Source organism: Ignatzschineria ureiclastica (assembly GCF_003121845.1).
GTDB classification, from domain to species: Bacteria; Pseudomonadota; Gammaproteobacteria; order Cardiobacteriales; family Wohlfahrtiimonadaceae; genus Ignatzschineria; species Ignatzschineria ureiclastica.
The window spans coordinates 154,198-168,935 of record NZ_QEWQ01000001.1 but is presented as its reverse complement, the minus strand read 5'-3'; the positions used below and the strand labels follow the sequence as shown (position 1 = coordinate 168,935).

At 41.5% G+C, this 14,738-nt stretch carries 13 protein-coding genes; 10 read left to right on the top strand and 3 right to left on the bottom strand.

Annotated elements, in window-relative coordinates; translation table 11 throughout:
• The first annotated feature begins 3 nt into the window (after positions 1 to 3).
• From DC083_RS00635 to dbpA, 4 genes are all read left to right on the top strand, one after another.
• Positions 4 to 678, top strand: coding sequence for a methionine ABC transporter permease (locus DC083_RS00635; protein WP_109188366.1), 675 nt, complete (start codon positions 4 to 6; stop codon positions 676 to 678).
• Between the two features lie 311 nt (positions 679 to 989).
• Entirely contained in the window at positions 990 to 2,150 is a 1,161-nt protein-coding gene (locus DC083_RS00630) for an acyl-CoA dehydrogenase family protein (protein ID WP_109188365.1), read from the top strand.
• 53 nt (positions 2,151 to 2,203) lie between these two features.
• Positions 2,204 to 3,136, top strand: coding sequence for a MetQ/NlpA family ABC transporter substrate-binding protein (locus DC083_RS00625; RefSeq protein WP_229822021.1), 933 nt, complete (start codon positions 2,204 to 2,206; stop codon positions 3,134 to 3,136).
• A 356-nt stretch (positions 3,137 to 3,492) separates the two neighbouring features.
• Positions 3,493 to 4,872 carry an ATP-dependent RNA helicase DbpA gene (gene dbpA, locus DC083_RS00620; protein ID WP_109188364.1) on the top strand — a complete coding sequence of 460 codons (1,380 nt, stop codon included), beginning with the start codon at positions 3,493 to 3,495 and terminating at the stop codon, positions 4,870 to 4,872.
• Between the two features lie 73 nt (positions 4,873 to 4,945).
• On the opposite strand, the gene DC083_RS00615 is transcribed toward dbpA, so the two are convergent.
• On the bottom strand, positions 4,946 to 5,587 hold the full coding sequence (locus DC083_RS00615) for a YdcF family protein (RefSeq protein WP_157954854.1): 642 nt from the start codon (positions 5,585 to 5,587) through the stop codon (positions 4,946 to 4,948).
• 497 nt (positions 5,588 to 6,084) lie between these two features.
• Complete coding sequence (glyA, locus tag DC083_RS00610; protein ID WP_109188362.1) at positions 6,085 to 7,344, bottom strand: serine hydroxymethyltransferase; 1,260 nt, start codon at positions 7,342 to 7,344, stop codon at positions 6,085 to 6,087.
• 187 nt (positions 7,345 to 7,531) lie between these two features.
• Between glyA and DC083_RS00605 the strand changes: the two genes are divergently transcribed.
• The 5 genes from DC083_RS00605 (at position 7,532) to ychF (ending at position 13,118) form a co-directional block, all read left to right on the top strand.
• The gene (locus tag DC083_RS00605; protein ID WP_109188361.1) at positions 7,532 to 8,197 is read left to right on the top strand and encodes a protein-L-isoaspartate O-methyltransferase family protein; all 666 of its coding nucleotides are present in this window, start codon (positions 7,532 to 7,534) and stop codon (positions 8,195 to 8,197) included.
• A gap of 180 nt (positions 8,198 to 8,377) precedes the next feature.
• On the top strand, positions 8,378 to 10,621 hold the full coding sequence (gene parC, locus DC083_RS00600) for a DNA topoisomerase IV subunit A (protein WP_109188360.1): 2,244 nt from the start codon (positions 8,378 to 8,380) through the stop codon (positions 10,619 to 10,621).
• 81 nt (positions 10,622 to 10,702) lie between these two features.
• The gene (locus tag DC083_RS00595) at positions 10,703 to 11,362 is read left to right on the top strand and encodes a 50S ribosomal protein L25/general stress protein Ctc (protein WP_109188359.1); all 660 of its coding nucleotides are present in this window, start codon (positions 10,703 to 10,705) and stop codon (positions 11,360 to 11,362) included.
• 82 nt (positions 11,363 to 11,444) lie between these two features.
• The gene (pth, locus tag DC083_RS00590; protein WP_109188358.1) at positions 11,445 to 12,005 is read left to right on the top strand and encodes an aminoacyl-tRNA hydrolase; all 561 of its coding nucleotides are present in this window, start codon (positions 11,445 to 11,447) and stop codon (positions 12,003 to 12,005) included.
• An 18-nt stretch (positions 12,006 to 12,023) separates the two neighbouring features.
• On the top strand, positions 12,024 to 13,118 hold the full coding sequence (gene ychF, locus DC083_RS00585; RefSeq protein ID WP_026878252.1) for a redox-regulated ATPase YchF: 1,095 nt from the start codon (positions 12,024 to 12,026) through the stop codon (positions 13,116 to 13,118).
• 315 nt (positions 13,119 to 13,433) lie between these two features.
• Here ychF and DC083_RS00580 read toward each other — a convergent pair whose 3' ends face one another.
• Complete coding sequence (locus DC083_RS00580; protein WP_109188357.1) at positions 13,434 to 13,820, bottom strand: fluoride efflux transporter FluC; 387 nt, start codon at positions 13,818 to 13,820, stop codon at positions 13,434 to 13,436.
• Positions 13,821 to 13,896: 76 nt separating this feature from the next.
• Here DC083_RS00580 and ung point away from each other — a divergent pair, with 76 nt between their 5' ends.
• Positions 13,897 to 14,577 carry a uracil-DNA glycosylase gene (gene ung, locus DC083_RS00575; protein ID WP_268248481.1) on the top strand — a complete coding sequence of 227 codons (681 nt, stop codon included), beginning with the start codon at positions 13,897 to 13,899 and terminating at the stop codon, positions 14,575 to 14,577.
• Positions 14,578 to 14,738: the final 161 nt, after the last annotated feature.

Below are 14,738 nucleotides of genomic sequence, written 5' to 3'. Positions count from 1 at the left end.
ATTATGTGGCAATGGTATACAGAAACATTTAAAACACAGGTAACATTAGAACAATTTTTACAAGCCGGTTGGGAAACCTTTGTGATGGTAGGCGTTTCCCTTGTAATCGGAACGATACTAGGTTCGATTATTGGGATTACTTTGGTTTTAACACGACCGAGTGGCATCCACGCTTCGCCGGTATTTTATAAAGTTCTCAATACAGTTGTGAATATCGTTCGTTCATTACCCTTTATTATTCTAATGGTGGCGATTATTCCTTTTACTCGAATGGTCGTAGGTACTTCAATCGGAACTGCAGCGGCGATTGTGCCACTGATTATCTATATTTCCCCGTTTATCGGTCGCTTAGTAGAGAGTTCTCTCTTAGAAGTTGATCACGGGATTGTGGAAGCTGCGGATTCAATGGGCGCATCTACTTTCCAATTGATTTGGAAATTCTTATTGCCGGAAGCGCGAGGTTCACTCATTCTCAACTTTACAACGGCAACGATTGGTTTAGTCGGAGCAACGGCGATGGCGGGTGCTGTCGGCGGTGGCGGTATCGGGGATTTAGCGCTTAATTACGGTTATCAGAGATTCGATAGCGTGGCGATGTTCTATACAGTCGTACTCTTAATCGTGATTGTTCAAGCGATTCAATCATTAGGGAATTTCCTCGCGAAACGCTATCACTAAATAGAAACAATCTAAACAGAAATAATAATTGAATCTATCACGATATTGATCTTGCACTTAATTTTGAGATTTGGCATCAATCGAGTATCGGCAATATCGTGATTCCCCATTTATATTTGGGGAAAATTAATGGTGACTAACCTATATAAGGAAGTATAGGAAACCGTAGCGAAATGGATTTTACTTCGTAAGGCGTTTAGTCGCGGACAACATTAATTTTCCTCTCTTCTTTACCTTTTCTTCCTACCCTTTTACCGCTATTTAATATGCGCTTTTTAGCGTGTAGTAGCTTTTTTACCTTGGAGAAATGTATGTCTTTTGTGATCGATCTAGTCAAAGAGAGCCCAGAAACCCGCCTTGCCACTATTCAAGCGTTAGCCGCAAAGTTTAAAGAGCGCGCTTATCAACACGATATTGCCGGTACTTTCCCTATGGAGAATTATGCGGATTTACGGGCGGTTAATTTTCCGGCATTAACGATCCCTAAAGCGCTAGGTGGTGCGGGTATCTCTTTAGAAGAGATGCTACGCTTACAAGCTGAAATTGCCAAAAATGATGGTTCTACAGGATTGGCGATTGGGTGGCATATGGGCATTAGCAAGAACTTAGGGGAAACAGATGCGTGGGATAACGCACTCTATCGGGAATTTGCCGCCGATGTGATTGCAAAAGGCGCTTTGATTAATAATGCTGCTTCAGAACCGGCAACCGGAAGCCCTACACGAGGTGGCCGTCCTGAAACAACCGCTGTAAAAGTGGCTGATGGTTGGGTGTTAACTGGCCGTAAAACGTTTACGACACTCTCACCGGTACTCGATTATATTGCGGTGAGTGCCGGTATTGAGGGTTCAGAGCAGGTCGGAAGCTTTCTAGTAAAACGAGATCTTCCTGGTGTCTCTATCGAAGAGACTTGGGATTCTATTGCAATGAGTGCAACTGGCAGTCACGATCTTCTATTAGATAAGGTAAAACTGCGTCCTGAAGATCTTGCACAATATTTAACGCCGGGGAAAAAAGTGCCACAAGGTTGGTTATTGCATATTCCGGCGGTCTATTTTGGAATTTCAAAAGGTGCTTTTGAGGAAGCCGTAAATTTTGCCAATAGTTACTCATCGAATGCAATGAAAGGCGGTACTGTTGGGCAATTCCCCACTGTTCAGCAGAAAATTGGTCAGATTCGCGTCAAACTATTAGAGATGGAATATCTACTCTTCGGCGTTGCCCGTAAATGGGATCAAGCCTCGGAAGCAGAGCGCCTCGAAATGGGCGATGAATTAGGCGCAGTGAAAGTCGCTATTGTGAATCAAGCACTTTCGGTGGTTGATTTGGCAATGAGAATCGTGGGTGCGCGCAGCTTATCGCAAAAACATCCGCTCTCTCGAGCTTATCGAGATGTGCGAGCAGGACTACATAATCCGCCGATGGAAGATATGGTGTATACCCAATTGGCAAAATCGGTATTAACGCTTTAAAAGTACAATATTCTAAAAATGAAACGCTCTAAAATCGAGGGAATGGAGAGAGAATGATGATTAGGAAAATAGCAAAGATCACGAAAGTTGCGGGTATCACAGGCGTGAAAAGGGAAAAACGTGGGTCGTGCGAGAATAGGGGGGAACGTCAAAAAGGGCAATCTTGGTATTCATTATTATCAGTGAAGACTTTATCGATTGTTGCGCTATCAGGGCTATTAGTCGCCTGTGGGGCAAAAGAGGAGAATGATAAAAAGGTCATTGCCGGCTTTGGTCCCTCAACGTATGTGGTGCAATTTGAAGAGGGTATTCGCCCGATTCTTGAGCGAGAAGGGTTTGAAGTTGAGGTTAAAGTACTATCGCAAAATTTACAGATCAATCCTGCTTTGAAAGAGGGGGCGATCAACCTCGCCGGTCATCAGAGTATTGCTTATATGGAAGAGATGAATCGGGAGCTGAATATGGAGATGGTGAAACTTGCAGATACGGCAAGCGCCCCACAAACACTTCGCTCGGTGAAACATCAATCATTAGCGGATGTACGTCCGGGGATGACCGTTGCGATTCCTAATGACCCGGTGAATGCCGAGCGTGCTGCCCGTATTTTAGAATCGGTAGGTTGGGTTACAGTGCATAATGAGGATGTGTCCCGCTTTAGTGTGCGAGATATCGAATCGCGGAATGGTATTAAAGTGATTGAAATCGATCCGGCACAAGGGCTTCGCGTATTAGAGGATGTGGATTTTGCGGTGATTAATGGGAATTATGTGGCCAATGCCGGCCTTAAAATGAATGATGCCTTGGTTGTCGAAAAAACACCGATACAGCACGTTGTGATGGTCTCTATTCGTAGCGAAGATCAAGATAAACCTTGGGCTAAAGCAGTGAAAGCAGCCTATGAATCCCCTGAATTTGAAGCTTATATTAAGAATAATCCACTCTATGATGGTTTTATTTTACCGCAAGCTTGGGAAAACCGGCCTTAAGATTGTTGTATAGCATAGTAAACTTGGTTTAAGAAAAGTGGTTTTTAAACAGCTATTGCGGGATTTTAAAAGAACATAAACCGTACTCAATAACACTTACAAGATGCCGGATAGAATAGTGACCTCTCTTTTTACAACCGATAAGCCGGCATTTTAATAAGCTTATTTTGAACCGATATTACTATAAGATACTTTCTGAAATATCGACTAGGTATCGACTAAGTATTGACAACTTAGATTCCTTGCAATCGTTCATCAGGATCTAGATAGAAGAGTGGTATACTAATGGAAGTTACCACTTTTTTTGTGGTGTTTTATTTTAGGAAGGATTTACTTTGTCACAGTCAGCTTCATCTATGGCTTTTAGCCAACTACCGATCTCAAAAGCGCAATTACAAAATTTAGCATCATTACACTATGATGCAATGACACCGGTTCAAGCGGCCGCATTACCGATCGTCTTACAGGGTAAAGATCTGATCGCACAAGCACAGACCGGGAGCGGTAAAACGGCGGCTTTTGGTATTGGTTTATTAGCTAAAATCAATGTGGAACGATTAGAGACACAATCCCTTGTGATCTGTCCGACACGAGAATTAGCAGATCAGGTAAGTCAAGAACTTCGCCGGTTAGGGCGTTATCTACCGAACTTAAAGATTTCGGCTATCTGTGGCGGTACACCGATTCGCCAGCAAATTCATTCAATGGGGCAACACGCACCGCACATTGTGGTGGGAACGCCGGGGCGATTATTAGATCATCTTGAGCGCCGGACGCTTGATCTTTCGGCAGTGAAAGTCTTGGTACTTGATGAAGCTGATCGAATGCTCGATATGGGCTTTATGGAGGATATGCAAGAGATTATCCGCTATACCCCCGCTCAACGGCAGACACTGCTCTTTTCGGCCACCTTTCCGGATGATATTGAGCGAATGAGTCAACGTATTCAACATCATCCTAAGCGTGTGACTATAGCGGTGACAACGGAAGAGAAGCCTGATATTGAGGAGAAGGTGATTGAATTAACCGATGGGCGCGATAAGATGAATGTTACTGCGCGTCTTTTATCTCAATATCAACCGCAATCTACAGTCGTTTTCTGTAATACCATTGCAACGACGATTGAGTTGGTGGAATACCTGATTGAACAAGATATTTCGGCGATTGCTCTGCACGGTGATCTCGATCAGCGTGAGCGGGATCGGGTATTACTACAGTTTACCAATCAGAGTCGCCGAGTGTTAGTGGCAACGGATGTAGCAGCACGAGGCTTAGATATAGATGATTTGGCGATGGTAATTAACTACGATATTCCTTTCGATCCTGAAGTCTATATTCATCGTATTGGTCGTACCGGAAGGGCAGGGAAAAGTGGTTTAGCCTTTATGTTGAGTCTTGCCGGCAAAGGGTTTAGAGTCACTGAGATTGAAAAATATTTAGAACGATCTATTCCTGTAATGTCGAGTGATGATTTGTCATCGACTATTGAACCGCTTGTAGCCCCGATGGTGACGATAGAGATTAATGAAGGGAAGAAAGCGAAAGTGAGTGCCGGCGATATTGTCGGGGCATTAACGGCAAATCAACGCATTGCCGGAGCAGATATCGGTCAGATTACCCGTTTTACCTTTCAATCTTATGTTGCTATCGCAAAAGAACTCGCTTCTGTAGCCGTTAAACAGATTGAAGCCCGTCCGTTGAAAGGCTTACGTTGTAAAGCGAGGATTGTGAAGTGAGGTTTATTGAGTAAAAGTCTCTGTGAAAGATCGATACCTCAATAACAGCGCCGTTTCTAATCAGATCACTGAATTAGGAGCGGCTTCTTCTTGGTACGGGGTTTTCAAAAAACCACGCATTAATCAGTGCTAAGGGTTCACGAATATAAGCGCGAAAGCGAGAGTTCCAATCTTGTGGTGTCGGTGCGCCAATGCCGGAGATATTGTCTAATCCTGAACGTTTCGCAAGCATCATTGCTCTTGGAAGCTGATAATCATTCGTCACGACAACGACTTTTTTACCAAAAGGTTGTAAGGCGCTCGAATTAATAAATTGATGGGCAATGCGGGTAGAATCTTCCTCGAGGGTAATTTTCGCTTCAGGAACCCCATTAGCCATAAGATATTCTTGCATTACCTTAGCTTCACTCTTATTCGTCTGCTGATTCTGTCCGCCGGTTGAGATAATTTGAGCGTTAGGATGTGCGCGCCAATAATCGAGCGCCGCATCTAAACGGGATTTTAACCGTTGATTAGGCATCGTGGGAGAGCCCTCAACGCCCGTACCTAAAATTAAGATGGTATCGGCATCTTGCGCGGGATGTAGGTATTGACTCTGAATATAGATAACAGCATTGCCGATAGAGATGAGGATCACAAATAGTACACTAATTGCGATAATAGAGCGGCCGACAAAACCTAGAAAATGCACAAATGGATGAGATTGTTGAGCCATAACGCGTATTAGTATTAGAAATCCATTAAAAGAAAGTGAATAGGGATCAAAGCGAATAGAGTGTGATCTGATCATATCCTTATGGAGCTTTAAGCTTATATATAGCTATATTTATATGTAGTGATACATTGTGATATAGAGTATATATAGGTTTCTCTATGAGGCTTATGCCTATTGTATCATCGATTGATATAGCACAAGGCTTGAGTGTCGATAAGGCGAAAAGAATGATCGATCACGATTATATTTTGTTTCGCTTATTTTACCTAATGTTAAAGGAAAGCTCGTTCCTTAAAAATAGCCTATTGTTTTTTTGTATACTATTTTTAGTATCTATTGAGATAAGAAAACCCGCATAAATATAGATAGTTATGCGGGTTTTTTAACTCGTTACTTTATTGTGTAAAATTTTGTCTAAGTTGTAAATTGAGGTTTTAAGATCTCTCAAACTCTCTTATTTATAATGATTCTTTACAGTAATCCTTGATAGTGCTCTATTAGATGACAGAATTAGGATAGACCGGGAATTTTTCACAAAGTGATACAACATTTTTAGCGACACGCTCAATGACAGAATCATCCTCGATATTATCGAGCACATCACAGATCCAATTGGTGAGTAGATCACATTGTGCTTCTTTGAAGCCGCGTGTTGTAATTGCCGGTGTACCAATACGAATACCCGAAGTCACAAATGGGGATTGGGGGTCATTCGGCACTGAGTTTTTATTCACAGTGATATTTGCACGACCTAATGCTTCATCAGCTTGTTTACCAGTTAAACCACGATCGATTAAATCTACGAGCATTAAGTGGTTATCTGTACCATTTGACACGATCTTGTAGCCACGAGATTGGAACACACGGGCCATTGTTTTGGCATTAGTGATCACTTGCTGTTGATACTCTTTGAACTCAGGTTGAAGCGCTTCTAAGAAAGAGACCGCTTTCGCCGCAATGACGTGCATTAATGGGCCACCTTGGATACCAGGGAAGATCGCAGAATTGAGTTTTTTCTCAAGCTCAGGGCGATTTTTAGTGAGGATTAAACCGCCACGTGGACCCCGTAAAGTTTTATGCGTGGTAGTTGTCACAACATCCGCATAATCGATAGGATTAGGATAAAGACCTGCGGCTACTAAACCTGCAACGTGGGCGATATCGGTAAAGAGGTAAGCACCGACTTTATCGGCAATCTCTCTAAAGCGTGGGAAATCGAGAGTTTTTGAGTAAGCAGAGAAACCTGCGACAATCATTTTAGGCTTATGTTCGAGCGCTAAACGTTCTACTTCATCATAATCAATTAAACCATTACTATCGACACCATAATGTACGGCGTTATAAGTACGACCAGAGAAGTTGACTTTTGCGCCGTGTGTTAAATGGCCACCGTGATCAAGGCTCATTCCGAGGACAGTATCGCCAGGATTTAAGAGTGCAAGATAGACTGCGCCATTGGCTTGAGAGCCTGAATGTGGTTGCACATTGGCATAATCTGCACCAAATAATTCTTTGGCTCTTTCGATTGCTAAAGATTCGGCGATATCAACATATTCACAACCCCCATAATAACGCTTATTAGGATACCCCTCTGCGTATTTATTGGTTAATTGTGAACCTTGTAATTGCATTACTAAAGGGGAGCAGTAGTTTTCAGAGGCAATGAGTTCAATATGATCTTGTTGCCGACGATTTTCTAACTCCACAGCTTCAAAAAGTGCAGGGTCAAAGGCTTTTAAAGAGATGTTTGTAAACATGTATCTATTCCTTAGAAATTGAAGAATAAGAGAGTGGTGCTCTGTTAGTGTAGTTTTTCTGTAATTTCCTTGCAAGAGTTCTTGTTTAATAATTTCAACCCATTTTTGAATAGTGGTATTATGTTACAATCATTCCAATTTAGATATTGTACCCAATTGCTTTAAAAGGCTGTGAAAAGGTGGAAAAATGTTAGATAACGAACTGAAAATCCAACAAGCTCGAACCAATATGATTCAACAGATGTTAAGACCTTGGAACATTTTGAATCAGCGAGTATTAGATGTTTTTGATACGGTTTCCCGTAATCAATTTGTACCGAAAGAGTATGAAGCCGTTGCATTTTCTGAGGCACGTATTCCGCTTGATGAAAATCATCTGATGTTGTCCCCTGTGTTTGAAGGGCGTTTTTTGCAAGAGATTGCGATTCAAGATCATGAACGTGTATTAATTGTGGGCTCCGGTAGCGGTTTTCTAGCAGCTTGTGCTTCACGTTTAGGCAAGGAAGTGGTTGCCGTAGATTTGGTTGAACGCTTTAACACCACTGCTGAAAGCATTACTCGCGAATTAGGTTTTACCAATATTGAGTATCAAACAGGCGATATCAAAGCGCTCTATAATAAACTAGGCACTTTTGATGCGATTATTTTTACAGGTTCTATGCCAGAAATGCCAGAAGAATACTATGCTCTATTGAATGAAAAGGGGCGTATTTTAGCAGTAGTAGGGCCTGAAAATGCGATGGGTGTGACTATTTTTACTAAAGTTGCGAATGAAGTCCGCACAGAGCGAGTGTTAGAACGAGACTTAGAGCGTTTAGTAGGATTTGAAGATCAGCCACAATTCATCTTTTAGGCATTTTTTATTGCGCGCGCATAAAATTGCACATCATAGATACCCATCTATATAATCAGTTATTTAGATGGGTTTTTGTTTTATAGCTTGTAGCTTATTGCTTATGATGCAATTTGACAATATCTACGCAACTGAGCACGCATTATTTGCGTATTTTTAAAGATTATTGATGAGAGAGATATGAGTCAGTTATCGAATAACAATTTTGAAGTACGGCCAATGGCTGAATTTGCCGAAGAGGCTTATCTAAACTATTCTATGTATGTGATTATGGATCGAGCATTGCCCTATATCGGTGATGGCTTGAAGCCAGTACAGCGTCGGATTGTCTATGCAATGAGTGAGCTCGGTTTAAATGCCAGCTCTAAGCCCAAAAAATCGGCGCGTACGGTCGGAGATGTGCTCGGGAAATATCATCCTCATGGCGATATTGCTTGTTATGAAGCGATGGTCTTAATGGCGCAGCCTTTCTCATATCGTTATCCTTTAGTGGATGGACAAGGAAACTTTGGTTCGTTAGATAACCCGAAATCCTTTGCGGCGATGCGTTATACTGAATCAAAACTCTCTAAATATGCTGAAACATTATTACGAGAATTAGGGGAGGGAACGGTTGAATGGATCCCTAATTTCGATGGTTCACTTGAAGAGCCCAAGCTATTACCAGCACGTTTGCCGAATATCCTCTTAAATGGAGGAACAGGGATCGCGGTAGGGATGGCAACCGATATTCCCCCTCATAATCTGCGGGAAGTCGCACAAGGTGTCTGTGCACTCATTGATGAACCCACATTATCCCTTGCCCAATTAACGAAGATTATTCCAGCACCCGATTATCCTACAGGCGGTGAGATTATTACGCCTAAAGCGGAGCTACTCTCTATTTATGAGAAGGGGCGTGGTTCTGTCAAAGTGCGTGCACGTTATCGCCGCGAGAATGATGCGATTGTGATCTATGAATTACCGTATCAAGTTTCAGGGGAAAAGATTCAGCAAGATATTGCCGCGCAGATGCAGGCTAAGAAATTGCCAATGATCGAAGATATTCGGGATGAGTCTGATCATAATGAGCCGGTGCGGATCGTCTTGATGCCAAAATCGAATCGTGTTGATGTGGAGATGGTCATGAATCATCTCTTTGCTACGACCGAGCTTGAAAAATCATTCCGCGTGAATCTGAATATGATCGGCCTTGATCTGAAACCGAAAGTGAAATCTCTCAACCAGATTCTTTTGGAATGGATTGAGTTCCGTAGAGATACGGTTATTAAGCGTTTGACATTCCACAAAAATAAGATCGAAAAACGATTACATCTCTTAGAAGGTTTGCTAATTGCCTTTTTAAATCTTGATGAAGTGATTCGAATTATTCGCTTTGAAGATGAGCCAAAAGCAGAATTGATGGCGCGCTTTAATTTAAGCGAGATGCAAGCAGATTACATTTTAGAAACTAAATTACGTCAACTTGCTAAACTTGAAGAGATGAAGCTCAAAGGAGAAGAATCTGATCTTCGAGCGAAACTCAATGATATCCTGGCACATCTTGCAAGCCCTGAGATGATCAATGATCTGATCAAGCGAGAAGTGATGGAAGATTCTGAAAAGTATGGAGATGATCGCCGGTCCAAAGTAGTGGAGCGAGAAGCCGCTGAAGCGATTGATGAATCGGCATTAGTATCGAATGAACCAGTAATGGTGGTGATCTCTAAAATGGGTTGGGTGCGTGCCGCAAAGAGTCTTGATATCGATCCTGAAGCGCTCAATTACAAAACGGGCGATGGTTATCTTACCTCTTGCATCGGTCGTAATAATCAGCAATTAGTCCTCTTTGATAGTACCGGAAGAACGTTCAGTACACCGGCACATACATTACCGACGGCAAGAACCGCTGGGGAGCCCATTACTACAAGAATTAATCTTGCCGATGATGCCAAAATTGAGCATATCATTTTAGATAAAGAGGATAGTCACTATCTGTTAGCTGCTTCAAATGGTTATGGTTTTATTGCACAATATAGTGAATTTATAACGCGGCAGAAAGCCGGAAAAGTAACGGTTAATCTTGGCGGTGCAACCCTTTTGCCACCCCGTAAAATTGAGAGTATTGCCGATCAATGGGCGATTGTAGTAAGTGAGCAAGGTCGTTTTTTGGTGGTGCCATTATCAGAGTTACCTGTCTTAGCAAAAGGGAAAGGTAATCAATTGATCGCGATTCCAGGTGCGCAATTTAAAGCAAAACAGGATTCTCTTGTAGGCATTTTGGTGATCTCAAAAGAGGATACGCTAGAGGTTGAATATGGTAAGCGTCGCTTCAAGTTAATGCCGGAAGAGTGGGCATTACTGATTGATGAGCGAGGGAAACGAGGAAAAGAGTTACGTCTTAATTTGCGGTTAAAAGCGATAAGCATTGCAAATGAAGTGTAATCGCCGTATAATCACGAGCTTGACTGTTACAACTGGTCGCGGTTGTAACGCATTTTAAACAATATATTATTGGAGTTACCAATGTCAGATTTTATTTTTGAAGCTACCGTTCGTTCAGATATGGGTAAAGGTGCGAGCCGCCGCCTACGTCGCGAAGGTAATATTCCTGCAATCGTTTACGGTGCAGATAAAGATGCAGTAAGCTTAGTGTTAAATCACAATGCGGTATTAAAAAACTTCCGTCATGCAGATATCTACACATCAATTTTAACATTGAAAGTAGATGGTAAAGATGAAGCTGTAATTTTACGTGATGTTCAACGTCACCCATACAAGCCAATCATTACCCATTTAGACTTCTTCCGCGTTCGTGCAAACGAAGCTATCGTAGTTGATATTCCTGTTGAATTAATCAATGACGAGAAAGCGAAAGGTGTTGTTCACGGCGGTATCGTTCTTCTTCATGAAGCAACACTTGCAGTATCATGTTTACCAAAAGATCTTCCACATGCAATCCAAGTGGATATTGCTGATCTTGATATCGGTGAACACATCATGATCTCTGACATTCCTGCTATTCCAGGTGTTGAATTCGTGAACATCATGAATGAAGATGAAATGAACGATCAACCTGTTGTTGCAATCGTTGAACCTCGTGTTGCAACTGAAGAGACAGATGCAGAAGAGGGTGAAGCAACTGAAGAAGCTGCAGCTGAAGAAGAAGCTGAAGATAAAGAGTAATTTTAGAGACGTTGCGATATTTAATTAGTATTATCACTAATGGGTATCGCTTCACTGTCTCTCATAACTTGAGTATTTCAGTATGATAAAAATGATTGTAGGCCTTGGTAATCCAGGGCTTCAATATGCAAGAACCCGCCATAATGCGGGTTTTTGGTTTATTGATAGTATTAGAAATAGCCCCCTAGCGCTCAATAATCGTTTTAAAGGATTAGTGGGCGAACAACTTTTTGGTACACAAAAGGTACATCTTTTAATGCCGGAAACTTTTATGAATAAAAGTGGGGAATCGGTAGTAGCACTGGCACTTTTTTATAAGATTTTGCCAGAAGAGATCTTGGTGGTTCATGATGAGTTAGATCTACAGCCCGGAACTGCGCGCTTTAAAAAAGGGGGCGGTCATGGGGGACATAATGGTCTTAAAAGTATTATGGCACTCTTAGGATCAAAAGATTTTATGCGGCTTCGGATCGGTATCGGTCATCCGGGGCATGCTTCTCAAGTATCGGGATATGTATTAGCAAAGACACCTGAGGCAGATGAGAATGCTATTTTTAGATCGATTGATGCAGCGCGAAGTGTCTTGCCTCAATTCGTGACAGGTGAATATGAAAAAGCGATGAATGAGCTTCATCGTCAATAAATTTTAAAGGAATCTTGTATGGCTATTCAGTGTGGAATTGTAGGTCTTCCGAATGTTGGTAAATCAACACTTTTTAACGCATTAACCAATGCGGGAATTGATGCGGCAAACTATCCATTTTGTACTATTGAACCGAATGTCGGTCGTGTTAATGTCCCTGATGAGCGGTTAGCACCCCTTGTTAAAATCGTGAATCCTGAGCGTGTGCAACAAACCTATATCGACTTTGTAGATATTGCAGGCTTAGTTGCAGGTGCTTCAAAAGGGGAAGGTTTAGGGAATCAATTCTTAGCGAATATTCGTGAAACGGATGCCATTGCTCATGTGGTTCGTTGTTTTGAGAATGATGATATTGTGCATGTTTCAGGGCAAATTAATCCTATTGATGATATTGAAGTAATCAATACAGAATTAGCGCTTGCGGATTTAGCAAGTGCTGAGAAAGGTGTTCAGCGCCTTGAGCGTATTGCGAAAGGTGGCGATAAAACTGCGATTGCACAAGTTGAGCTGTTAAAAAATAAAGCATTACCTGTTCTGAATGAAGCGAAAAGTCTTCGTTCATTAGGCTTAGATGCAGAAGAGAAATTGTTGCTCCGGGATTTCCATTTCTTGACATTAAAACCGGTGATGTATATTGCCAATGTGAATGAAGATGGGTTTGAGAATAATCCGTTACTGGATGCTGTAGAAGCGTATGCAGCAGAAGAGAATTCATTTGTGGTGCCAATCTGTGCGGCAATTGAAGCAGAGATTTCTCAATTAGATGAAGAAGATAAAGAGATGTTCTTAGCGGATATGGGATTTGAGGAGCCAGGATTAAACCGCGTTATTCGTGGGGGCTATCAGCTTTTAAATTTAGAAACTTATTTCACCGCGGGTGTTAAAGAAGTTCGTGCTTGGACAATCAAAAAAGGCTCTACTGCACCTCAAGCCGCCGGCGTTATTCATACCGATTTTGAACGTGGTTTTATTCGAGCAGAAGTGATTGCTTATAATGACTTTGTTGAGTTCGGTGGTGAAAATGGTGCTAAAGAGAAAGGTAAAATGCGCTTAGAAGGAAAAGAGTATATTGTCCAGGATGGCGATATTATTCATTTCCGTTTCAATGTATAAGTTTGATTCACGCATTGATATTTTAGTGATGACGATCTTGTTTTAATGAATCACTGCTCTTTAAAAGGGCAGTGATTTTTTATAGGGTCTGAAATGAATACTGTAAGATTGACTCAAAGAGGGCTTATTTATAGTAATATCGGTTCAAAATAAGCTTATTGAAATGCCGGCGCATCGGCTGTAATAAGCAAGGAAGCCATTCTATCCGGCATCTTGCAAGCGTTGTTTAGTAAGATTTTATGTTCTTTTTAAAACCTCATACTATTTGTTTAAAAACTATTTTTTAAACAAAATTTACTACACATTATAGTGAGATCAATGAAGTATAATACGTTGCATTAAGGTAAAGCCCGCAAAAGTCGCGCTAATGGCTCCCACAAAATGGAGTAATATCAGCAAAAATGCATAGAGATAAGCGCGATTTTGCAGTAGATTCATTGCCTCAAGTGAGAAGCTAGAGAAGGTTGTCAATCCCCCACAAAATCCGACAATGAGAAATAGACGAATTGTTTGATCCGGTTTTTGCAATAAGTAACCGGCAATAAGACCTGCCAATAATCCGCCGATAATATTGACGAGTAATGTTGAGATTTGAATAGGGGTTGTGAGCTTTGTTTCAATGAGGGTGAAAAGATAACGACAGCCACCTCCAAGGGAAGCACCGAACATGACGAGTAGGAGATTTTGAATGATGTTTGGCATATTAATCTTCCTTGATTACAATGAGGTCAATTTAGAGGTATGAAAAAGGTTTGTATCGTAACTATAAGGAGTATTTGTGGAGTTTGATTTAACAAATATTGATCCGAATTGGATTGATTTTATCAAAAATGAGATGGCAAAGCCTTATTTTGACAAGATAAAATCGGGAATTGCGCATTCGCTAGAGAAGGGCATCAGCGTTTTTCCTCCTTTAGAGGATATTTTCAGTGCTTTTCACTGTGCGCCGAATAAGATCAAAGTGGTGATCCTAGGGCAAGATCCCTATCATGGCTTTGGGCAGGCGCATGGTTTAGCCTTTTCTGTCCATCAAGGCGTTAAAATCCCGCCCTCTCTTCGAAATATTTATCAAGAATTAGCGACTGATATCCCGGGGTTTAAAATTCCTCAAGAAGGGGATTTGACCGCTTGGAGCGAGCAGGGGGTATTTTTATTGAATACAGTATTGACAGTGGAAGAGGGGAAGGCTCATTCTCATGCATTGATCGGTTGGGAACAGTTTACTTCGGCAGTCATCGATTATTTAGCGATGAATTGTGAAAATCTTGTGTTTATTCTTTGGGGCAGTCATGCGCAGAAGAAAGGGGCTAAGATTGATCGATCTAAACATCTGATATTAGAAAGTGCACATCCCTCGCCACTATCGGCTTACCGAGGTTTTTTAGGTTCTCGTCCTTTCTCTCAAACGAATGCCTATTTAGTAGCACAAGGTAAAGAACCCATTGAATGGCAATTATAGTAATATCGGTTCAAAATAAGCCTATTCAAATGCCGGCGCATCGGCTGATCGAGGCAAGGATACTGTTCTATCCGGCATCTTGCAAGTGTTGGTGAGTCAGGGTTTATGTTCTTTTAAAAATCCTACAATAGCTATTGAAAAACCATTTTTCTTAAATCAAA